Here is a 21266-nt window from a genome sequence, read left to right as displayed (position 1 = left end):
CATGGAACAGACAATTCGTGTGGAGTTAAGTGAAACATTGAAAGAAAAGCCAAAAACAGACCAATTGGAATTTGGAAGAGTATTTACAGACCATATGTTTGTCATGGAATATACAGAACCTCTAGGGTGGCATAATCCGAGCATTGTACCATATCAACCGCTGACAATTGATCCATCCGCAATGATTTTTCATTATGGTCAATCCGTCTTTGAAGGGCTGAAGGCTTACCTTACATCCGATGGTGATGCTCAATTATTTCGTCCGGAAAGAAACCTAAAGCGTTTAAATCGCTCAAATCAGCGTCTCTGCATTCCGGAAATTGATGAAAAACTTGCATTAAAAGCAATTAAAGAACTTGTCGCTTTGGAAAAAGACTGGATTCCCGGTGCTGAAGGAACCTCTCTATATATACGCCCATTTATTATTTCGACTGAACCTTATCTGGGAGTCGCACCATCTCGTCATTATAAATTTATCGTCATCCTATCGCCTGTAGGTGCCTATTACAAAGAAGGAATCAATCCAGTAAAAATTGCGGTTGAAAGCCAATTTGTCCGTGCCGTAGTAGGTGGAACCGGTGAAGCAAAAACCGGTGGCAACTACGCTTCCAGCCTTAAAGCACAGGAAGTCGTAGCTAAAGAAGGCTATGCACAGGTATTGTGGCTGGATGGCGTTGAAAAGAAATATATTGAAGAAGTTGGCAGCATGAATGTATTTTTCAAAATTAACGGAGAAGTTGTTACCCCTGCATTAAACGGAAGTATTCTGGAAGGTGTAACAAGAAATTCAGTTATCCAATTGTTGAAGCACTGGAATGTCCCAGTTGTTGAACGTAAAATAAGTATAGATGAACTTCATGAAGCATACAAAGCCGGACAGCTGGAAGAAGCATTTGGCGCAGGAACAGCAGCCGTTATTTCACCAATCGGCCAATTAACTTGGAGAAAAGAACACCTCGTTATTAATAACGGAGAAACCGGTGAAATATCGAAAAAAGTATATGATACATTAACTGAAATTCAATACGGCAAAACGGAAGATCCGTTTGACTGGGTTGAAAAGGTGAGTGTGCCGAGTAAGGTTAAACATGCATAAATTGAACTGAATAGGTGGATCCCCTGGACTTCGTGTTTAGGGGATTTTTTGTTGTTGGATATTTGTCATCTGGAGGATATATTTATTCTCCTGGTGATATATTTGCTCTCCGGACGATTAATCTGTTCTCCTGCTGATATATTTGCTCTCCGGATGATAAATCTGTTCTCCAGATGATATATTTGCTCTCCGGATGATAAATCTGTTCTCCAGATGATATATTTGCTCTCCGGATGATAAATCCGTTCTCCTGCTGATATATTCTCTCTCTCCAGATGATAAATCTGTTCTCCGGACGATAAATCCACTCTACGGCAGAAATATCTGCTCTCCAGCCATGATATAAATAACTATTTTTCCACCTGAACATGAGAGCGTAAACGGCATCCACTTGCTCTATTCACGCTCTTAAAGTTTCCCATATCGAACACGGATCCTCTTTTATAAATGGACTGAATAAGCTATGATACTACCATACACTATGCGGATATTAGGAAGGATCACTATGGAAAATACTACTACAAAATCAAATACTGTTAAAAATAATCAAACCATCTATTCTATTTTATTCATAATTGGCATTTGCCACTTGTTAAATGATTCCCTGCAGGCTGTCATTCCTGCAATGTTTCCTATATTGGAAAAGTCATTGGGGCTGACATTCACACAGCTGGGATTGATTACTTTCACACTAAATATGGTCGCCTCTGTGATGCAGCCGTTAGTCGGTATGTATACAGATAAACGCCCAATGCCCTATGCTCTGCCAATCGGTCTGACCAGCAGTATGATCGGCATGCTTGGATTGGCACTTGCCCCAAATTTTTGGACGATTCTATTGAGCGTTCTATTTATCGGGTTAGGTTCGGCAATTTTCCACCCGGAAGGATCACGGGTAGCATATCTTGCTGCTGGTACGAGGAGAGGTCTTGCTCAATCGATTTATCAGGTGGGTGGTAACTCTGGACAGGCATTAGCTCCTGTTATTACTGCATTGGTTCTTGTTCCACTTGGGCAATTTGGAGCTATCTGGTTTACATTAATAGCTGGGTTAGCTGTGTTTTTCCTGATGTATATTGCCAAATGGTATGCTGGACAAATGAAGGTATTTGCGAGCAATAGTAAAAAAAATCTCACAGAAAGAAAACCAAATAAAAATGTGTCGAAAGCTTAAAAGCGCACTCATTGTCCTTATATTTCTTGTGTTTGCTCGCTCTTGGTATGCTGCAGCTATTTCCAATTTCTATGCGTTTTATGTGATTGAAAGCTATGGATTAACGATTGCAAAATCTCAGATTTATATTTTCACTTTTTTATTGATGGGCGCTGTAGGAACTTTTTTTGGTGGACCTTTAGCAGATCGATTTGGCAAACGAAAAGTCATTCTATTTTCTCTACTTGCACCTGCACCAATGGCATTACTTCTACCGTATGTCGGGCCAATCAGTTCCATTTTATTGCTGGCATTGATCGGATTTTTGCTTATGTCAAGCTTCTCGGTATCTGTTGTCTATGCTCAGGAACTCGTTCCAGGGAAAATTGGCACAATGTCCGGGCTTATCGTGGGACTCGCATTTGGTATGGGTGCTATCGGAGCTGTTGCGCTTGGATCACTAATAGATACTTTTGGTTTAATGGCAACCATGATAGCAACTTCCACCCTGCCATTATTAGGATTTTTGACGTTTCTTCTGCCAACTGATGAAACAGTTCGACAATGGTATAAATAAAAGATGGTGCCCAATCAGTCTCTATTTGGACACCATCTTCTTTACCTACTCACCTTTTTTATTAATTCAGTTACTAATAACCTGAATTTCCGAAAAAGACAAGTTTTTTCTAACTATTTGTTGCGACTTTCCATACTTTCTTCGGCAATTTTGATCATTCGTTTGACCATTTCGCCTCCCACCGATCCGTTCTCACGTGCAGTCGTGTCAGCTCCAAGCTCTACATTGAATTCACTTGCAACCTCTTCCTTCATCTTGTCCACCGCATTATCCGCACCAGGCACCAACAATTCATTTCTGTTATTGTCTTCAGCCATCTCTGATCACTCCTCGGGGTAGTTGAACAGAATAATCCTGTTCAGGCTTATGATTTGAAGCTAGGGCTTTTTTATACCTTTTTCATCGCATGCAAATAAGACCAAATGAGAGTTCACTCATTTAGCCTCATTTCCTGCTTATTTTTTTAATTTGCGTGAATCCCTTTACCTAGCCATGCACTGGCCGCCTCAGATAAGGCCTCTGAAACAGTTGGGTGTGGGAATATCATGCTATCCATTTCATCGACTGTTCCTTCCAAATCCATGAATGACGTTGCCTGACTGACCATCTCAGTGACGTGGGAACCAACCATTACGACTCCAAGTACTTCACCATATTTCTTGTCAGCAATCAGCTTCATGAAGCCACTATTCTCACCGGCTGCAATTGCTTTACCATTTCCTGCGAGATCAACCTTCTTCGTTTGAACCTCATAGCCCTGGTTTTTCGCTTGTTCCTCAGTCAAACCAACGCTTGCAATCTCAGGAAAAGTATAAACACATCTTGGGATCGCCGAATTTACATTTGGGTTTCCTACCATGTGATTTACCGCTTTAATACCTTCATCACTTGCAACATGGGCTAATTGATATCCGCCAACTAAATCACCGATTGCATAAATTCCTGCCGCAGATGTTTGCATATTCTTATCTGCAGTCACAAATTTTCCATTCATTTTAATTGAAAGGTCTTCAATGCCGGTCAGATTCGGAGATCTTCCAACAGAAACTAAAACAGCATCTGCGTAAAGCTTATCATCTTTTCCTTTATGCTGAACCTCTACAACGGTATTAAAAGTTTCTTGTCTAAATCCGGTTATTTTCGTTTCCGTATGAATCGTTATACCGTTATTTGTCAACTGACCAGCCAGGAATTTGCTTGCCTCTGCGTCCTCACTTGGCAGGATACGATCAGCCATTTCGACAATTTCCACTTTTGTGCCGAAGCTGTTAAAAATACAAGCTATTTCAAGACCAATTACTCCCCCACCTACAATTACCAAGTGGTAAGGGACTTTTTTAATATCAAAAATGGTATCGCTCGTATAATAATTTATCTCATTTAAGCCCTTTAGCTCAGGAACAAATGGTTTAGAGCCATTTGCCAAAATGATGTTGTCTCCTTTTATCTTTTTGATATCGTTATCTGTCTTTATCGTTACCGTTTTATCATTCGCAACATAGCCATAGCCCTGATAAACAGTAATTTTATTTTGTTTAAGCAACCCTTTTATCCCGTTTTTCAGCTGATTAATTACCTTGTTTTTCCTGTCAACCATTTCCGACATTGAAATGGAGTAGGAAGGCACAGTGATACCGTATTTTTTTGCATCATTAATTTGGTTAATGATCCCCGCATGCTTCAACAGAGTTTTTGATGGGATACATCCCCTGTTGAGGCATGTCCCGCCAAGATCTCTTCCTTCGACTAATGCTACAGACAATCCCTCTTTTGCTGCTCGAATGGCTGCAACGTATCCGCCAGGACCTCCGCCAATTATTGCCAGATCAAATTTATCCATTATCATAACCTCCTATACCAACAGGCCATAAGGGTTTTCCAATCGTTCCTTCAGCTCTGTTAAAAATGCTGCAGCAGGGGCTCCGTCAATTGCACGGTGATCAAATGACAGACTTAGAACCATCATCGGTTTCACTTCAATCGAACCATCCACAACAACCGCTTTTTCAGTAATTCTTCCAACACCTAAAATTGCTGTCTCAGGAGGATTAATAATTGGTGTAAATCCATCTATCGCATACATCCCCAGGTTACTGATTGTAAATGTACTTCCTGTCATTTCATCCGGTGTTAATTTGCCATTTCTTGCTTTTTTACCGAGTGTTTTACTATTTACCGTAAGCTCTGCCAGGCCTTGAGATTGCACTGCAGGAACCGATGGAACGATCAAACCGTTGTCAATCGCTACTGCCAGTCCAAGATTAACAGATTTATTCATGACAATTTCATTATCAACCAAGGAAGCATTTACAGTTGGATGATTCCCTAAAACATGTGCTGTTGCTTTCATGATAATTTCTGTATAGGAAAGTCGATAACCTGTTTGCTCTTCAATAACAGGAAGTAATGCCTTACGTACTTCGATTACTTTTGTCATATCCACATCTGTTGTTAACGTAACATGCGGGATAGAGCGTGCACTTGCCAGCATCTTATCCGCTACTGCTTTTCTCAATCCTTTTAATTTGATTCTTTCCGGTTCTTCAGATTCAGCTGTTCCAGATGAAACATGTCCTAGAACATCTGATTTTGTAATTTTCCCTCTTGATCCCGTTCCTTGAATCTCATCTAAATTCAAACCATTGTCTGCAGCCACCTTTTCTGCAAGTGGTGTGATGAGTCTTCCATCTTTTGTTTCTAAGGAAGTTGTTACATCTTTTTCATGAACACGACCTTTTGGCCCCGATCCATTAATAGAAGATAGTGTCAGGTCATTCTCTCTAGCTACTCTTCTTGCGGCAGGTGTAGCACGGACTTTACCATCTGATTCTTCACTTGTCTCTTCTTTATTTGTTGATACCTGTGTAACTTCTTCGTCATTGTCAGAGTCTCCACCTGAATCTTCCTGATTTTCCCCTTGAGGTGCTTCGTCAGGCACTTCTTCATTTTCTTCACCAATATATGCAATGACTGCATTTACAGGTACCTCATCATCTACCTGATTATATTTTTTTAAAAGCACACCATCTTCATAAGACTCCACTTCAATATTAATTTTGTCCGTCATGATCTCGAATAAGGGTTCTCCAACTTCCACTGAATCCCCTTCTTCTTTTAACCATTGAAGCAAGGTACCAACTTCCATTGTACTGCTCAGCTTCGGCATAAAAACTTCTTTAGCCATTTGAATCCCCCCTTACTTTCTGTTTAGCGTTTCTTTAACAGCTTTTACAATATCCGGTACTTGTGGTACATGAGCTTTTTCAAGTTCAGGATTGTATGGAATTGGTGATTCAGCTCCACCTAGGCGCTTAATTGGTGCGTCTAAATAATCAAATGCGGCACTTTCTGCTATCATACTAGCAATTTCTCCTCCATATCCACCACGTTTTACAGCTTCATGAACAACAACAAGTCGACCAGTTTTAGATACGGACTTGATAATCGTCTCTTCATCTAATGGTACAAGTGTCCTTGGATCAATTACTTCTACGCTGATACCTTCTTTTTCTAATTCATCAGCCGCTTCTAATGCGCGCTGAACCATGATCGCTGTTGCAACGATTGTTGTATCTGTACCCTCACGTTTTACATCCGCTTGTCCGAGTGGAATACTATACTGTTCTTCAGGTACGTCTGATTTTGATTTATATAAAAGTTTATGCTCATAGAAAATGACCGGGTTATCATCATCCATCGCTGCTTTAAGCAATCCTTTTACATCATATGCTGTTGATGGCTGAACCACTTTAAGTCCTGGAACATGCGCTACCCATGCCTCCAAGCTTTGGGAATGCTGTGCCGCAGCACCAGTACCAGATCCACTTGGTGTACGCAACACCATAGGAACCTTCCCTTTACCACCGTACATGTAGCGAACTTTTGCTGCTTGGTTTGCGATTTGATCCAGTGCAATCGTAATGAAATCTGAGAACTGTAATTCCAAAATGGGGCGCATACCTGTTAAAGCTGAACCAACTGCCGCACCAGCAATACCTGATTCACTAATCGGTGTGTTACGCACTCGTTCAGGGCCGAACTCTTCAATCATTCCTCTTGTTACACCAAAAGCCCCACCATATACACCGATATCTTCACCTAAAATAAATACATCATCATTTTTGCGCATTTCCTGACTCATTGCTTCTCTTACTGCTTCTAAATAAGTAATCTCTCTCATGATTATCCCCTCCTATGCGTAGACATCCGTTAGTAATTCTTCTTTACCTGGCATTGGACTGTTTTTAGCAAATTCAACAGAGTCCTCAACTTCCTTCTTTGCTTCCTTACGTAAAACTTCTTCTTGTTCTTCTGTTAAAATATTAGCTTCTAATAAAACTTCCTTGAAACGTTTAATTCCATCCTTTGCTTTCCATTCCTTTTCTTCTTCTCGTGTACGATATTTCTTCGCATCACTCTTTGAATGGCCTTTCCAGCGATACGTTTTAGCCTCAATTAGTGTAGGTCCTTCCCCTTTACGGGCGCGTTCTACTGCTTCATTTGTAACGTTCATCATTTCAACCACATCATTACCATCTACTACAACTCCTGGAAAACCATAAGATTTTGAACGTGTAGCAATATCTTCAACTTTTACCATCTCTTTTACAGAACCGGACATACCATATTGGTTATTTTCACAAATAAAAATAACCGGAAGATTCCAAACAGATGCCAAGTTTAATGCTTCATGAAAGCTTCCTTCATTTGTAGCACCATCACCGAAAAAGCAGAGTGTAACATAATCTAGTTTTTTCATATGTGCTGTCAAAGCAGATCCCACCGCTAAAGGAATTCCACCTGCAACAATTCCGTTTGCACCAAGGTTACCCATTTCAACATCAGCGATATGCATGGAACCACCTTTTCCTTTACAATAACCAGTTGTTCTCCCAAATAACTCAGCCATCATTTTATCAACTGTTGCACCTTTTGCAATACAGTGACCATGGCCCCGGTGTGTACTTGTAATCTTGTCCTTTTGTTCAATTACTGCACAAGCTCCAGCAGCACTAGCTTCCTGTCCAACAGCCAAGTGTGTTGTACCATGAATCATTCCTTTTGCGAAAAACTCATCTACTTTTTCATCGAAGTAGCGAATGAGCCACATTTGTTTGTATATATCTTTTAGTTTGTCGTTGCTGATCTGTTCAGGAACATTAAGTTTTTCCATTTATTATCTCTCCTAAAATTAAATTTGATTTTACGTCAAATACGTCCTTCCACCATCCAATAGCAATACCTGACCTTGTATATAATCAGATTCCTCAGAGGCTAAAAAGTTAATAGCATTTGTTGTATCTGAAAGTGTTCCAATTTTATTTACAGGAATTTTACTTAATAATTTCTCACGGCTTGATTCAGTAGGATATAATTGATTAAGCATTTCAGTTTCTATCACTCTGGGTGCCACAATGTTGATCCTTATTCCGAAATGACTGTATTTTTTTGCTATTGCTCTCATTAGGCCAAATGCCCCGCCCTTAGATGCTGCATAATGAACACCGCCACCTGTTCCGGTAATTGCTGAACCAGATCCTATGATTACTATATTACCTCTTTTATTCTCCAGCATTTCGGGTATGATTGCCTTAACAGCGTAAAATAATCCTGTTAAATTTACTGAAAATGTTTTTTTCCAAGTATCATAGGTAATTTCATCAAAAGGTTTCTGAATTGTAATTCCAGCAGAATGTATCAGGATATCAATCTTTCCATACTTGTTTACCGTTTTTTCTACTATTTCCTTTGTATTCTCCCATGAGCTTACATCATGCTGTAAGAAAGTAACATTCTTCCCTGAAGAAGCAATTTCTTCAACTAATGCATTACCTGCTTTATTGTTTAAATCTGTAAATACTACTTGATCTCCTTTGTTAGCCCTGTTGATGACAACGTCTTTTCCAATACCCGCTGCCCCGCCAATCACTAGCACTGTCTTTTGTTTCCCCATATTCCCACCTCTTTTCACAGCTGTACATTACAATAATGTTTTACCACCATCTACTAAAATTGTTTGACCGCTAATATAGCCTGCCATTGGTGTTGATAAAAACAATGCTGCATTTGCAATATCTGTTGGCGTGGCAAATCGGTTCAGTGGTATGGAATGGAGATCAGATTCAACATCTTTATCATTAGGTATGCTTCCAACACTTAATCCATTTACCCTTATATTATAAGGACCGAGTTCCCTGGATAATGCTTTATTCATTGATTCAAGCGCACTTTTTGAGGCTGCATAGAGAACATCTCCATCTCCCCCATCAATTGCACTGGTTGATGAAATATTAATAACTGCACCCTCCTCTTGATTTTTCATGAGTGGCAGAATCATTTTTAATAATTGAAATGGTATATGCAAATTAGTAAACAATCCGTTTTCCCATTCCTCAGGACTGATATCCATCACATCTTTTCCTGTCATTGCTTCCATATTATTTATAATGATATCTACTTGGATTTGATCCTGTATTACTTTAAGAAAAGAATTATCTTTCAAATTGAATGAACCAACCTCAAAACTGGAAGCATCCTCTTTATATTTCAAAACTAAACTATCTTCATCTAAATTAGATTTACCTAAGAACAACACCTTTGCCCCTGCTTCGGAAAATAATTTAATAATTTCTTCTCCAACTGCATGTTCACCATCAAAAACAAATACAACTTTATCCCGTAAATCAAGCTGAAGCATCTGATATCCCTCCCTCTTTTTACATTTGTTCATAGTAAGAACGTTTGTAATAATCGTACCTCTCTATTCTATTTTCGTCAAGCATAAATCTTTAATTTCTAATATTTTTCAAATTAAAACCTCCCACTTTTGAAAAGAGGGAGGTTTTTACGAACATTTATTATTCATTCACCAATGCTTGGGCGGTGCGATCGTCAGTAATCAAAACATTTAAATATTCACCTTTAAGAACAGCTTCAATACTTTCCAGCTTATGTGAACCTTCAACGATTCCTATCACTTCAGGGATTTCCTTGATCTCCTCTACATTCAGACCAATAAAATGATCGTTTAATGGATGGTCAATTTCTTCACCAACTGCATTAAAGAAGCTGGAACCAATATTTCCTACAGCCCCGACTTTTCGGAGGGATGATAGATCACTTTCCTCTAAATAACCCATTTTTTCTAATGTTGAATCCTTAAAAGGATTACCTACCCCCACAACAGCCATGTCCACATTACGACCTTCCTCCAGAACATGTGCAACATCTTTCGTATTGACAAGCCGTTCTTTTAAATCATCACTTTCCACAATTGCTGGAGCATAAAGATAAGAACAAGATGCATTCATTTTCTGTGCTAACTGAAATGCGAGCTGATTGGAATGCAATTTTACGTAATTGCTCCCCATTCCCCCAATAATTGGCACAATATGAATATCCTCTCTTCGTTCATAAGGATATTCCTCAATGAGAGACAAAAGCGTACTACCCCATGAAATACCGAGACTTTTAATCTTAGCTGAATTTCTTGTTATATACGAAGCCCCAGTTTTACCAAGTTGCCGTTTAGCCATTTCCTGTGTGTAACCAGCTGTTGAGACTACAATGACTTCTTTTAATCCATATTTTTTTTCAAGCTGCTGTTCCAATTCCACAGTATGAAGCGTTTCATCTTTAATATATATTTCAACAATACCTTCTTTTTTTGCCGCATTTAATAACTTAGATATGACAGGGCGGGAAACATTTTGTTTTCTGGCAATTTCCGCCTGTGTCCAACCCTCATAATGATATAATTTGGCTACTTTCACCATTAAACGACGTTCTTCCCAGCTCAACATACTATCCGCTCTTTTCAACTCTTGATTTTTATTCTATACATTTGTTCTTATATTGCACTTTTGTAAACATCATAAAGTTAACTAGACTTGATGTCAAGAAAGCGCTTAAGAATATATTATAATTGTATCACATCAAAAAATTGAAAAATACTAATTAAACAATGCAAAGATTTTAAATATCACATAGTTGATTAGGTTACCACCTTGGTCAATACTTGATATCTGTGCTGTGCCTTCTGGCATTTCGAAATCAGCATTTGCTGCCATTTCTGTATAAATTACTGCAAGATCTGTTGCCATATATAAGGAAGTTGCAATTACTATAGCCCCAACTATTACAGAATGGACAATATTTCCTCTAGCAGCACCAACAATAAATGCCACAATAAAAGGTATTGTAGCCAAGTCACCAAATGGTAATAAGGCGTTACCTGGCAATATTACTGCCAATAGTACCGTTATTGGAACAAGGATAAGTGCTGTTGAAATTACTGCTGGATGTCCTAAAGCTACTGCAGCATCAAGGCCGATATAAATCTCTCTATCACCAAATCGCTTAGATAACCATTCACGAGCTGATTCTGAAACCGGCATTAAACCTTCCATTAGAATCTTAACCATCCGTGGCATTAAAACCATAACGGCAGCCATTGCCATACCAATTTCAATTATTTCCCCGATATTATACCCTGCTAGCGCACCAATTGCCGCACCCAGAATTAATCCGATAAAAATAGATTCTCCAAAAACACCAAATCTTTTTTGAATTGTTTCAGGATTTGCATCCCAGTCTTTCACTACAGGTATTTTTTGCACCAATTTTACCAAAGGGATACCTAATGGCACGTATGAAAGGGTAGTGGCGGTAGTCAGAGATACTCCAGGTAAATCATAGAATTTACCAATCATAGGAGCTGTCCAGTCTGCAAGAAGAAGCGTAATAATTTGGAATATTACAGCCGCAATTAGACCTTGAATCATACTACCTGTTAATGTATATACAATGGCACCCATAAACGTATAATGCCAAAAGTTCCAAATATCCACGTTCATAGTTTTTGTTGTCTTTGTCACTAGCATAATAACGTTTACAATTAAACCAAGTGGAATAATAAATGCTGCTATAGATGATGCCCAAGAAATGGACGCAGCAGCAGGCCAACCTACATCAATCACATTTAAACTCACGCCCAACCGTTCAACCATACTTTGTGCCGCTGGGCCAAGATTAAGGACTAGTAAATCAATTACTAGGAAAATACCAACAAAAGCTACCCCGATTGTTAAACCAGAACGAAAAGCTCTACCTGGCTTCTGGCCGAAAAATAAACCTAATAAAAATATTGCAACCGGCAGTATTACTGTAGCTCCTAAATCCAAAAAGCCTTGTACAATATCAACAAAACCTTCCATTAAATAGCCTCCTATACTATCATAGTAAACCTTGATTTTCATAATAATAGAATCAAAATTCTACCTTTTTATTTTTGAAGTGCTTCCAAGATTTGCTTTTTTGTGTCTTTGATGCCAATACCAGTCAAGAATGCCCTTGCATTAATTACCTCGAATGGATACTCTTTTTTGGTCATTGCAGTGGTTACTAATAAATCAGCTGTATCTAAATATGCACCCACTTCAGCAATCTTGAGTTGAACTAAATCAATTTTAAGATTATTTTCTTTTGCCATTTCTTCAATTGCACCATTAACAACTGTTGAAGTTGCAATTCCTGCACCACATGCTACTAATACTTGTTTCTTTTTCATACTTATTCACCCCCTGAATTTTAAAAGCTCTATCTTTACAATTGTTCATAAGGACTATTTTTGTAGTGAGTTATCATTTATTTCAGTTATTTAACTTTATAGTATAACTTCTGTTATTAAATTAACTCTAAAACACCAATAATACCCTTATAAATATTTATTTTACCATTAATAAATATTTATATGTATCCGTTTTCATCGCAAGCTATTGAACATCATTTGTGCATTATTGTGATTTACAATTGTTATGTATATGAACGTCAGTTAATAACTCCCTTTTTAAAAGCCCTTTTAAATCAAAAATACACAGTCATAAACACTTAAATACTAAGAATATTCTTCTATATATTCAATCCGATAAATAAAATGATTATTTCCTCTAATTTTTTTATAAATATAGTTCTATTACAATGTAATTTGGACTATTAACTACCATTTACTACCTTCATCCCCAATGATAGAATAGAACAGTCATTAAGAACTGGCATAACTTATTATTGTTTTGAAAGGAATAATTCTACGATGAATAAAAAAATGCAAAACCTAAACATACCAGCAAAAGATAGCTTAAAAATTTTAATTGGCGCAACTTTAGTCGGCCTAGCCTATAATATATTTTTACTTCCTTCACAGCTTGCGGCAGGCGGTATTTCAGGGGTAAGTACCATTTTATTTCAAATTTACGGAACGAGCCCTGCATTTACACAACTCCTGATTAATATCCCAATCTTTGTTATTGGCTGGCTCGCAATGGGAAAAGATTTTAGTTGGAAAACATTACTCGGAACTTTTTGGGTACCATTTATCATTTTTCTAAGTACAGATATTCCATACACGGTTACCAATCCATTATTAGGTGCCATCTATGGCGGGATTGTTCTCGGTGCAGGTCTCGGAATTGTTTATAAAGGAAATGGTTCTACCGGGGGAACGGCGGCAATTGCTCAGATTGTCAAGAAATTCACGGGGCTCTCCAGTGGGTATTCCCAACTGATTGTCGATGGCTTTGTCGTTGTTTCTTCCATTATAGTTTTTAATCTGGAGCTTACCTTATTTGCCCTTATGTGTATCTTTATTACCAGTAAAACGATTGATATTGTGCAACTACGGACTTCAGCAACAAAATTAATTTTAATCATTACAGAGGAAGAAGAAAAAATTCAATCCTTGATACATGAAAGCATCGATCGTGGTCTTACTAAAGTTCGCTCTGTCGGAGGCTACTCCAATCAGGACAAAACAATGCTATTATGTGTTACAGAACAGCAGGAAGCAGTTCAATTAAAAAAGGTTCTCCAAAAAGAAGAGCCCTCTACCTTTGTCATATTTATTAATGCATCGGAAATTTTAGGAAGAGGATTCTCACTGGATAAATATTATGGTCAAAAGCTTTAGAAATTACGAAAGAGAGACTGATATGAATAATGGGTTCCGTTACCTATCGCAAGAACTTAAAACTACACTATTAAAAGAGCCCAAATTCGCATAATGAATTGCACCGTATTTTGTAGTGACTTTTGTAATTAAGATTAAAAAAATCTCAGTTCAATAAACTGAGATTTTTCTTATATTTATTTTCAACGATTCTTCAACTAAAGGGCCAGATTGTTGAAGATGAAAAAGAGACTTTTATTAAACGATCGCTCCCGATTGTTTAATAATCACTTAAATATAGAGCTATATATATGGAAATAGTGTTTCTTCGTTTTTAATATTATTTCCGCAAAATTTTCTCCATTGCTTTTCCCTTTGCTAACTCATCCATCAGCTTATCCAAATAACGAATTTCCTGCATCGTTGGTTCTTCGATATCTTCCACTCGAACCCCGCAAACTACACCTTTGATGAAAGACCGTGAAGGATTCAATTGAGGAGCTTCCGCTAAGAAAGTCTCAAAGTTTGTCTGTTTTTCCAGTTGTACTTCTAACTCTTCCTGGGTATATCCTGTCAACCAACGGATGATTTCATCGACTTCTGATTTAGTACGCCCTTTTTTCTCTGCTTTCGAAACATAAAGGGGGTAGACTCTTGCGAAACTCATTGTATAAATCTTATGTTTGGCCATGATACAGCCTCCCTTAATTATTCTGCTAAATAGTCCTTCAAATGAAAAAGAACGCTGATCTTTATTCCGGATAAGCGCCTGATTGTAAAATACCTCACACCCCATAACCGGATTATTCCGGTAAGTTTAACTGCCAGGATATGCCGAACTGATCAACCAGCCATCCGAATTTTTTGCTGAATCCATAATTATCTATTGGCATGAGTGCTGTGCCATTTTGCATCATTTTATCATAAAGGCTATCAATTTCCTCTTCGTTATCACACGTGAGATAGATAGAAAAAGACGGGGTAAACGCAAACTCATGGTCAACATGGCTGTCAATACACATGAACTCCTGCCCCTTTAACGAGAATACAGCTTGAATAACTGTACCTTCTTCACCGGGGCCTTCAGCTCCATATCGAGTAATGCTTTTAATTTCCGAGTCTTCAATGATTGATGTGTAGTATTTCATAGCTTCTTCTGCAATACCGCCTTGAAACATTAAAAATGGTGTTACGTTCTTCATATTTAACCTCCCTTTCTTTACATAAATTTTATTGTTATTTCCCTGTTTTCAACTAACTGTGTAAACCCATAAAGATAAGAGTAAACCCTTCTTGGATCAACACCCCTTTTTAACCTTTATAGCTAATTTCGCCTGTCTCAAGTAATTCATTAAGCCCCATAAACATCAAGTTCCAGCCATGTTCAGTGCTATCACGCCATTCGCCATGAGCTTTTTCGATATCGGACTCTGTCCAATTCTCTTCATGAGCAACATGGATCAGTTGTGTGAACGTCATCTCACAACCTTGCCGGAGTTCTTTTAGCTCAACTGTAATCGTATCTTCTAATTCGCTGAATTGTGGCATTTTAAAAGTGAACACGAGTTTTTTCGGAGGATCAATTTCGAGATACTCTCCAATTGCACGGTAATCTTTTCCCTCTCGATGGTCAATAATTTCCCAAGTACCGCCAACTTGAGGATTATTTTGTGTTACTTTATTCGTCCCTTCCAATGTAAAAAACCATTTTCTCATCATTTCCGGGTTCAACCATGCATCAAAAACCCTTTCAGGCGCTACATCAAAATTTCTTGTCATTTTTAAAGTGGTAGTCGAAACATCACTCATAAACACACTCCTTTATGTAATTTAATGTTCTTTCTTTTTTGCCTCTAATAACTCTTTCTCAAGAAGATCAAAACGATTGCTCCAAAATTTTTCATAAAACTGTAGCCATTCAGTAGCTTTAGATAGTGATTCCGTGTTTAAACTGCATAAATGAGTTCTTCCATTTACACTCCTTTCAATTAATTTTGCCCGCTCAAGGACTTTTATATGCTTTGAAATAGCAGCCAAAGACATATCAAAAGGTTGGGCTAATTCGGAAACTGTTTTTTCTTTTTGATGCATCGAATGGATGATTTCTCTTCTTGTTGGATCACTTAAAGCATGAAATATTTCATTTAATTGATCTTTATTATGGTTAACCATGTAGTTAAATATAACAGTTTTCTCGTTATCATTCAACCATCTGGTTAAATATAAAGTATTCTACCTTATCTATATTATTAACTCTTTTACTAAAGAGATCAAAATATAGACATAATATAATGGCAATTGTTAGCTAACAAATTGGGGTACAAAATTACACTACAATTTTAATGTATATTATAAAGAAAACACTATTACACCAACAAAAATGACCACAAATTTTGCATACAAATTGATGGTCATTTTACATTACATTTTTAATTTTTGCGATAGGTAACGGAACCTGTTACTAATATGAACAGTTTTTTTGTTGCAACTTTAGCTTAACAAAAAAGTTATCTGTAAAACTACTCAGTATCAAACATATCCGGATTTTTTCCCGTTCTTTCATTTTTGTTTAAGGCATCAATCTGATTCATTTCCTCTTCAGTTAACTTAAAGTCAAATATGTCTGCATTTTCGATGATACGGTTTTTAGTAACTGATTTAGGTATTGTCATCACATTATTCTGCAGATCCCATTTCAAAATAACCTGTGCCGAAGACTTTTGATGCTTATCTGCAATTTTAACGATTGTAGGATCGTTTAAGAGTCTGCCTTTTTTGAGTGGAGACCATGCTTCAAATTGAATGTTTTCTTTTTCACAAAAAGCCCTTAGTTCAACCTGAGTCAGATGTGGATGAAATTCAACCTGGTTAATGACTGGCCTAACTTTACAATCTGCAAGCAGCTCCTTCAAATGCTGGATATGAAAATTACTCACTCCAATGGCACGTACTTTTCCATCTGTATAAAGCTTTTCCATTGCTCTCCACGTATCTTTAAACTTCCCCCTTACAGGCCAATGAATCAGATACAGATCCAAATACTCCAAATCCAGTTTTTCTAAGCTTTGTTCAAATGCCTGTAACGTGCTTTCATAGCCTTGTTCATCATTCCATACTTTTGATGTAACAAAAATTTCCTCTCTCGGAACACCGGATTCTTTAATTCCCTGTCCCACACCTTCTTCATTATTATAAAATGAGGCAGTATCAATACTCCGATAGCCATTTTCCAGGGCTGTTTTTACCGATTCGATCACTACATTCCCATCTTCAACTTTATATACACCTAAACCAAAGCCCGGCATCTTAACACCATTATTTAGTGTGACTGTATCTTTTAGTGTTGTGATCATATATTTCCTACCTCCAGCTTACATATTTTTAATCAAAACCGATTATAATCATTATTTCATATTTTTTTATAAAATAACAAATATTCGCTTGAATTGGAGCTTTTTGTACGCATACCTTGGGAACTCCGAGCATACATTCAAGATGGAGCATTGTCACATAAACAGGATGCTATATATTTGGGGTGAGCAATTTATTAGCGTATAATGAATGATAGATTAAGAAGAATTTAGGGTAAAGATACTACATAGGCTTAGTTGCCTGATAATTCGGGATAGAAGGAGGATATGCAATGCCTAGTGGAATTCATCATACAAAACTAGATATTCCTATTGAGAGGGTTTGGAACTTTGTTAGTGACATGGATAATTGGGCGCCTTTGGTTCCAGGATATATTGATCATAAAATTCTTAGTGATACAGAGTCCACCTGGAAATTTAAAGGGGATACTGGTATTGTGCAAAAAACCATTAGTATGAAAATTAATATTACAAAATGGCAGGAGACAACAAAAGTAACCTTTGATTTGACTGGATTAAGTGATAATTTCAAAGGAAGCGGCTATTTTGAAGCAGCAGCGGTAAACGATTCTATAACAAACATGACAGGCCATTTAAACATTACCGCCAAAGGGATGATGGGTCCTATGATAAATTCAGTCCTTAAATCATTTGTCCCAAAAACAACGAAAGATTTAACAGTGGCTGTAGGAGATCGGGTTATGGAAGTGGAGACGGTGTTGAAGTAGGTATAATGATTAGCCTTGAATTTAGCAAAATTAACAATATAAAATGGCAAGTATAGATGTTCCTCTAATATACTTGCCAATCCCTATTGATTCAGCTAAGTCTGTTGATACAACTATACTTCCTAAGCCAGTATACTAATACACGTTGTAAATGAAGCAATTGATTGTTTATATAATTTCCCATTTCACGGTGAGTTTTCGTACTGAACAACGTATGGCGTGAACAAAGAACCGATAATTAATATAATAGATCCTGTACCAATGGTTGCAATAATATTATTAAAAGGGGTAAGAAAATACATAAATGTCAACATTGGTATCATTGTAAGGGCCACAAATGTAAATCTGCCCAAAATGGTTATTCTATGTTTAACACCGCAATTGCCACATTCAATTGGTTTATATGCCCACCAAAATGATTTATAAATTTTACTCCAACTAAATTGTGAGCTGCAACTTTCACATTTTTGCAAGCTAACCCTCCTACCATTTATTTTTGTTAAGTATCCATATGTTTTTTGAAAATGATATAACTTACTTTCTATTTTCTTTAAATTCTATCGGTATCAGTTTATCAAGTTGTTTGTTACCAAGTTTAAATGATAACGATATAACTGCTGCAATCAAAAGTAAAAAGGCACAAAAAGCTAGAGAGATTTTCGGATCAATAGACTCAGCTATACCACCTGCAAAAAGATTTCCACCCATTGCAACTAATCCAGCTAATAAAATACCGCCTCCACCAATACGAGCTAAATAACCATCAGGTGTAACTGCTTGTCTGGCAGATCCATTACCACAAAAGCCATAGAGAGTGCACCATCAAAAACGAACATCCCAAACATGATAAAATGTAGTTCACTAGCAAATAGAATTAATAATATCCCACTACTTGAGACCAACATTAATCCTGCATATAAAAACTTCCATGAAAAGTGATTTATCTTATTCAATAAAAAAACACCAACCAGATTACCTATTCCTGCTGCTGATAAAACCATCCCAATTTGCCATTCAATAAAATTAAGTGTATGACTTGTATAGATAATAATAGAAAGTGTAATGGCTGTTGTAATAAAATTTAAAATAACATGCTGGATCGAAATAAATGTTTGATAATAATTTGCAAACAAATACTTTATACCTTTAAGGGATGAAATATAGCTTTTTCTTGCTGGTTGTTTTCTAGTATTTCTTCTTTTGTTTTCTTTAAAAGTTAAAAATAGAATTCCAAGAAATGAGACAAAGTATGTCATTGCATCTATCGTTAAAACTGCCGCAACCCCAAAACCTGATAAAACAAAGCCTGCCAATACGGGGCCTATAAAAGTACTGATTGCATCAGCCCCTTCAAAATAACTGTGTGCACTTACCAGTCGTTCTCTTCCAACAACACCTGGAACCATTGCACCAAAGGATACTTTAAAAAATAAACCAGTAGCCCCTAAAATAAGTAGACTTCCAGCTAGTATCCAAATATTTAACAGTTCCAGCCAAACAAATACTACTAATCCGGACATTGTTAAAAAGCTTAAAGACTCAGCAAACATTGCAATTTGCCTTTTGGGATTTTGTTCCACCCAATCACCAACCGGAAGAGACAATACTAACGGTGCCACTTGAGAACATACAACTACTAATGCAGCTTGCCATGGTGAACCTGTTAATTGAAGAACAATTAACGGAATAGCTATTTCACTAAAACGATTACCGAATATAGTTGCGAGTTGCCCAACCCACATGACTACAAAGTTTTTATTCTTAAATAATCCCATATAACCCCATTCCTATTTTATGTTTAGTTTTTTAAAAGAAAGGGATTTTTTACATTGGACTTCTCTCCTTCATGAGTTCTATTTTTAGAACTAAGCCTTTTATCGTTTCAGAAATATTCAACTAAAGCATGCGTTTTCAGGTAGCTCTATTCCCATATTCTTTGTACATCCTGAAGTTCCTGATTTAAAAATATTAACTTATATATATCAGGTTTAGTAGTACTTTTCCAAAAATCATATCCGTACCCCGAATTAAAATAGTTCATAATAATTGTCATAATATTTCCGTGAGTACCTATAATAATCGTCTTACCCTCATACTTAGTTAAGAGATTTTTGATTACTGGCAAAGACCGATTTTGCACATCTCTTATGGACTCTCCTCCCGATAAATAATAATCAATATCTTCGTAGGATTTCTTAATTGCCTGCTGTATTTCTTCTTCAGGCAATTTATAAGCTCCTTTTAACTGTCTTTCTTTTAGCTCTTCAAAAATTTTAATTTCTAAATCTTTATCTTCGGCAATATCTTCAATTGTTTGTATTGCCCTTATGTAAGGACTGGAAACTATCACATCGATTTCCTTCTGACTCATTAAATCCGCAACTTTTTTTGAGTCTGTTTCACCTTGTAGCGATAATTTTCTTGTTCGCTCCTGCCCAAAAACAAATGGCGATTTTGCGTGCCTTATCATATAAATTGTGGTTTCCATTTATTAATCCTTCCTTTTGCATGCGCTGAGGTTGCTTTAATTACTGAAATATTAATAGAAACACCTCCGAATTTTCTATGAGATAATTCTTCTACTGTTTGTTCTACAAGAATGAGATTTAGTTAGTCGATAATTCAGATCTATAAACAAATAATAACATAATAGTTTGGATTAAATTGCAAGTTTCTGAAATTAATAATTAAAGAAAAAGACCATCATTTGATGATCTCACTTGTACAACTTTTGCTCCCGTTACCTTAATTATACTTCTCCACATTCTGGTAATAAGTGAATTACTTTCTGTTTTCCATCACTTCAGCTAAATCTTGAGAATTTAAATCCTTTTCCTCATATAGTTTATCAATGATGTTCTGATAGTCCTCTTCATTTCGGTTTTGGCTTAATTTATATGCAGCTTGAACTTCTTGTATTTTAATTTTAAATCCAACGATACCTTTGATTTGTTTTTTAGTTTGGGAAGAAAGATTCTCCCATAAAGCTGGATTCTTACGATGTTGCTCATATTTTTGTAATAGGATTTTAAGGTCTTCTTGCAATTCCTGTTCACTCATTATACTAGCTGTTCCATATATATGAACAGATTGATAATTCCATGTCGGTACATTTTCAGACTTATACCAAGAAGATGAAATGTAAGCGTGCGGACCTTGAAACATAACAAGCACATTATCTGCCTCAAACGTTTTCCACTGAGGGTTTGCATAAGCAAAGTGTCCTGTTATATAGTAATCATCTCCTTGTTTATGTAACTCTAATGGCAAATGAGTGGCAATTGGTTTGCCTTGTTCTGTCGATACAATGGTTCCAAAAGAGTACTTCTGAATAAATTCTCTGATTTCATCAAAGTCTGTGACTTTAAAATGTTTCGGGATATACATTAAAATCCACCT

24 protein-coding genes and 1 pseudogene are annotated in these 21266 nt (G+C 36.9%); 4 read left to right on the top strand and 21 right to left on the bottom strand.

Annotation, left to right across the window (positions count from 1 at the left end):
* Position 1 precedes the first annotated feature (1 nt).
* Complete coding sequence (locus tag CIL05_RS04055) at positions 2-1096, top strand: branched-chain amino acid aminotransferase (protein WP_095654227.1); 1095 nt, start codon at positions 2-4, stop codon at positions 1094-1096.
* 82 nt (positions 1097-1178) lie between these two features.
* Here CIL05_RS04055 and CIL05_RS04050 read toward each other — a convergent pair whose 3' ends face one another.
* Complete coding sequence (locus tag CIL05_RS04050; protein ID WP_095654226.1) at positions 1179-1466, bottom strand: hypothetical protein; 288 nt, start codon at positions 1464-1466, stop codon at positions 1179-1181.
* 135 nt (positions 1467-1601) lie between these two features.
* Between CIL05_RS04050 and CIL05_RS04045 the strand changes: the two are divergent.
* A pseudogene (locus tag CIL05_RS04045) lies at positions 1602-2826 on the top strand (MFS transporter).
* A gap of 113 nt (positions 2827-2939) precedes the next feature.
* Here CIL05_RS04045 and CIL05_RS04040 read toward each other — a convergent pair.
* The 10 genes from CIL05_RS04040 to CIL05_RS03995 form a co-directional block, all read right to left on the bottom strand.
* Positions 2940-3143, bottom strand: coding sequence for an alpha/beta-type small acid-soluble spore protein (locus CIL05_RS04040; protein WP_095654225.1), 204 nt, complete (start codon positions 3141-3143; stop codon positions 2940-2942).
* 146 nt (positions 3144-3289) lie between these two features.
* Complete coding sequence (gene lpdA / locus CIL05_RS04035; protein ID WP_206207742.1) at positions 3290-4666, bottom strand: dihydrolipoyl dehydrogenase; 1377 nt, start codon at positions 4664-4666, stop codon at positions 3290-3292.
* Positions 4667-4678: 12 nt separating this feature from the next.
* A complete protein-coding gene (locus CIL05_RS04030; RefSeq protein ID WP_095654224.1) occupies positions 4679-6010 on the bottom strand; it encodes a dihydrolipoamide acetyltransferase family protein in 1332 nt (443 codons plus the stop codon).
* 12 nt (positions 6011-6022) lie between these two features.
* Positions 6023-7006, bottom strand: coding sequence for an alpha-ketoacid dehydrogenase subunit beta (locus tag CIL05_RS04025; protein WP_095654223.1), 984 nt, complete (start codon positions 7004-7006; stop codon positions 6023-6025).
* A gap of 12 nt (positions 7007-7018) precedes the next feature.
* Positions 7019-7999, bottom strand: a complete 981-nt coding sequence (locus tag CIL05_RS04020; protein WP_095654222.1) for a thiamine pyrophosphate-dependent dehydrogenase E1 component subunit alpha — start codon at positions 7997-7999, stop codon at positions 7019-7021.
* A gap of 30 nt (positions 8000-8029) precedes the next feature.
* A complete protein-coding gene (locus CIL05_RS04015) occupies positions 8030-8779 on the bottom strand; it encodes an SDR family NAD(P)-dependent oxidoreductase (RefSeq protein ID WP_095654221.1) in 750 nt (249 codons plus the stop codon).
* A 27-nt stretch (positions 8780-8806) separates the two neighbouring features.
* Positions 8807-9523, bottom strand: a complete 717-nt coding sequence (locus CIL05_RS04010) for an SDR family NAD(P)-dependent oxidoreductase (protein WP_165769035.1) — start codon at positions 9521-9523, stop codon at positions 8807-8809.
* Between the two features lie 160 nt (positions 9524-9683).
* Positions 9684-10628 (bottom strand): sugar-binding transcriptional regulator, encoded by a 945-nt coding sequence (locus tag CIL05_RS04005; protein WP_095654219.1) that lies wholly within the window; start codon positions 10626-10628, stop codon positions 9684-9686.
* Positions 10629-10778: 150 nt separating this feature from the next.
* Positions 10779-12041 carry a galactitol-specific PTS transporter subunit IIC gene (locus tag CIL05_RS04000; protein ID WP_095654218.1) on the bottom strand — a complete coding sequence of 421 codons (1263 nt, stop codon included), beginning with the start codon at positions 12039-12041 and terminating at the stop codon, positions 10779-10781.
* Positions 12042-12109: 68 nt separating this feature from the next.
* On the bottom strand, positions 12110-12394 hold the full coding sequence (locus CIL05_RS03995) for a PTS sugar transporter subunit IIB (RefSeq protein WP_095654217.1): 285 nt from the start codon (positions 12392-12394) through the stop codon (positions 12110-12112).
* A 522-nt stretch (positions 12395-12916) separates the two neighbouring features.
* Here CIL05_RS03995 and CIL05_RS03990 point away from each other — a divergent pair.
* Positions 12917-13789 carry a YitT family protein gene (locus CIL05_RS03990; RefSeq protein WP_095654216.1) on the top strand — a complete coding sequence of 291 codons (873 nt, stop codon included), beginning with the start codon at positions 12917-12919 and terminating at the stop codon, positions 13787-13789.
* A 319-nt stretch (positions 13790-14108) separates the two neighbouring features.
* Here CIL05_RS03990 and CIL05_RS03985 read toward each other — a convergent pair whose 3' ends face one another.
* The 5 genes from CIL05_RS03985 to CIL05_RS03965 all read right to left on the bottom strand — a co-directional run bounded on the left by CIL05_RS03985 (position 14109) and on the right by CIL05_RS03965 (position 17121).
* Complete coding sequence (locus CIL05_RS03985; RefSeq protein ID WP_095654215.1) at positions 14109-14459, bottom strand: DUF2200 domain-containing protein; 351 nt, start codon at positions 14457-14459, stop codon at positions 14109-14111.
* Positions 14460-14571: 112 nt separating this feature from the next.
* On the bottom strand, positions 14572-14970 hold the full coding sequence (locus CIL05_RS03980) for a VOC family protein (RefSeq protein WP_095654214.1): 399 nt from the start codon (positions 14968-14970) through the stop codon (positions 14572-14574).
* Positions 14971-15079: 109 nt separating this feature from the next.
* Positions 15080-15577 carry an SRPBCC family protein gene (locus CIL05_RS03975; protein ID WP_095654213.1) on the bottom strand — a complete coding sequence of 166 codons (498 nt, stop codon included), beginning with the start codon at positions 15575-15577 and terminating at the stop codon, positions 15080-15082.
* 21 nt (positions 15578-15598) lie between these two features.
* Positions 15599-15976, bottom strand: coding sequence for an ArsR/SmtB family transcription factor (locus tag CIL05_RS03970; RefSeq protein ID WP_240510104.1), 378 nt, complete (start codon positions 15974-15976; stop codon positions 15599-15601).
* A 311-nt stretch (positions 15977-16287) separates the two neighbouring features.
* Positions 16288-17121 carry an aldo/keto reductase gene (locus CIL05_RS03965; RefSeq protein ID WP_095654211.1) on the bottom strand — a complete coding sequence of 278 codons (834 nt, stop codon included), beginning with the start codon at positions 17119-17121 and terminating at the stop codon, positions 16288-16290.
* Between the two features lie 290 nt (positions 17122-17411).
* Between CIL05_RS03965 and CIL05_RS03960 the strand changes: the two genes are divergently transcribed.
* Positions 17412-17867: an SRPBCC family protein gene (locus tag CIL05_RS03960; RefSeq protein ID WP_095654210.1), complete on the top strand. Its 456-nt coding sequence runs from the start codon at positions 17412-17414 to the stop codon at positions 17865-17867.
* 185 nt (positions 17868-18052) lie between these two features.
* On the opposite strand, the gene CIL05_RS03955 is transcribed toward CIL05_RS03960, so the two are convergent.
* From CIL05_RS03955 to CIL05_RS03940, 5 genes are all read right to left on the bottom strand, one after another.
* Positions 18053-18340: a TIGR04104 family putative zinc finger protein gene (locus CIL05_RS03955; protein WP_165769034.1), complete on the bottom strand. Its 288-nt coding sequence runs from the start codon at positions 18338-18340 to the stop codon at positions 18053-18055.
* A 61-nt stretch (positions 18341-18401) separates the two neighbouring features.
* Positions 18402-18575 carry a hypothetical protein gene (locus CIL05_RS22030; RefSeq protein WP_165769033.1) on the bottom strand — a complete coding sequence of 58 codons (174 nt, stop codon included), beginning with the start codon at positions 18573-18575 and terminating at the stop codon, positions 18402-18404.
* A gap of 44 nt (positions 18576-18619) precedes the next feature.
* Entirely contained in the window at positions 18620-19642 is a 1023-nt protein-coding gene (locus tag CIL05_RS03950; protein ID WP_095654208.1) for an MFS transporter, read from the bottom strand.
* Between the two features lie 146 nt (positions 19643-19788).
* Positions 19789-20355 carry a histidine phosphatase family protein gene (locus tag CIL05_RS03945; RefSeq protein ID WP_095654207.1) on the bottom strand — a complete coding sequence of 189 codons (567 nt, stop codon included), beginning with the start codon at positions 20353-20355 and terminating at the stop codon, positions 19789-19791.
* Between the two features lie 293 nt (positions 20356-20648).
* Entirely contained in the window at positions 20649-21254 is a 606-nt protein-coding gene (locus tag CIL05_RS03940) for an FMN-binding negative transcriptional regulator (protein ID WP_095654206.1), read from the bottom strand.
* Positions 21255-21266: the final 12 nt, after the last annotated feature.

It is taken from the genome of Virgibacillus profundi (assembly GCF_002287375.1).
Classification (GTDB): domain Bacteria; phylum Bacillota; class Bacilli; order Bacillales; family Amphibacillaceae; genus Virgibacillus_K; species Virgibacillus_K profundi.
The sequence above is the reverse complement of the archived record's forward strand: the minus strand, read 5'-3'. Positions and strand labels throughout refer to the sequence as shown.

Coding starts and splice junctions, on each gene's coding strand:
- CIL05_RS04055 (WP_095654227.1), top strand. CDS start 2: ATGGAACAGACAATTCGTGTGGAGTTAAGTGAAACATTGAAAGAAAAG.
- CIL05_RS04050 (WP_095654226.1), bottom strand. CDS start 1,466: ATGTTCAGGTGGAAAAATAGTTATTTATATCATGGCTGGAGAGCAGAT.
- CIL05_RS04040 (WP_095654225.1), bottom strand. CDS start 3,143: ATGGCTGAAGACAATAACAGAAATGAATTGTTGGTGCCTGGTGCGGAT.
- lpdA (WP_206207742.1), bottom strand. CDS start 4,666: ATGGATAAATTTGATCTGGCAATAATTGGCGGAGGTCCTGGCGGATAC.
- CIL05_RS04030 (WP_095654224.1), bottom strand. CDS start 6,010: ATGGCTAAAGAAGTTTTTATGCCGAAGCTGAGCAGTACAATGGAAGTT.
- CIL05_RS04025 (WP_095654223.1), bottom strand. CDS start 7,006: ATGAGAGAGATTACTTATTTAGAAGCAGTAAGAGAAGCAATGAGTCAG.
- CIL05_RS04020 (WP_095654222.1), bottom strand. CDS start 7,999: ATGGAAAAACTTAATGTTCCTGAACAGATCAGCAACGACAAACTAAAA.
- CIL05_RS04015 (WP_095654221.1), bottom strand. CDS start 8,779: ATGGGGAAACAAAAGACAGTGCTAGTGATTGGCGGGGCAGCGGGTATT.
- CIL05_RS04010 (WP_165769035.1), bottom strand. CDS start 9,523: ATGCTTCAGCTTGATTTACGGGATAAAGTTGTATTTGTTTTTGATGGT.
- CIL05_RS04005 (WP_095654219.1), bottom strand. CDS start 10,628: ATGTTGAGCTGGGAAGAACGTCGTTTAATGGTGAAAGTAGCCAAATTA.
- CIL05_RS04000 (WP_095654218.1), bottom strand. CDS start 12,041: ATGGAAGGTTTTGTTGATATTGTACAAGGCTTTTTGGATTTAGGAGCT.
- CIL05_RS03995 (WP_095654217.1), bottom strand. CDS start 12,394: ATGAAAAAGAAACAAGTATTAGTAGCATGTGGTGCAGGAATTGCAACT.
- CIL05_RS03990 (WP_095654216.1), top strand. CDS start 12,917: ATGAATAAAAAAATGCAAAACCTAAACATACCAGCAAAAGATAGCTTA.
- CIL05_RS03985 (WP_095654215.1), bottom strand. CDS start 14,459: ATGGCCAAACATAAGATTTATACAATGAGTTTCGCAAGAGTCTACCCC.
- CIL05_RS03980 (WP_095654214.1), bottom strand. CDS start 14,970: ATGAAGAACGTAACACCATTTTTAATGTTTCAAGGCGGTATTGCAGAA.
- CIL05_RS03975 (WP_095654213.1), bottom strand. CDS start 15,577: ATGAGTGATGTTTCGACTACCACTTTAAAAATGACAAGAAATTTTGAT.
- CIL05_RS03965 (WP_095654211.1), bottom strand. CDS start 17,121: ATGATCACAACACTAAAAGATACAGTCACACTAAATAATGGTGTTAAG.
- CIL05_RS03960 (WP_095654210.1), top strand. CDS start 17,412: ATGCCTAGTGGAATTCATCATACAAAACTAGATATTCCTATTGAGAGG.
- CIL05_RS22030 (WP_165769033.1), bottom strand. CDS start 18,575: ATGGGTGGAAATCTTTTTGCAGGTGGTATAGCTGAGTCTATTGATCCG.
- CIL05_RS03950 (WP_095654208.1), bottom strand. CDS start 19,642: ATGGGATTATTTAAGAATAAAAACTTTGTAGTCATGTGGGTTGGGCAA.
- CIL05_RS03945 (WP_095654207.1), bottom strand. CDS start 20,355: ATGGAAACCACAATTTATATGATAAGGCACGCAAAATCGCCATTTGTT.
- CIL05_RS03940 (WP_095654206.1), bottom strand. CDS start 21,254: ATGTATATCCCGAAACATTTTAAAGTCACAGACTTTGATGAAATCAGA.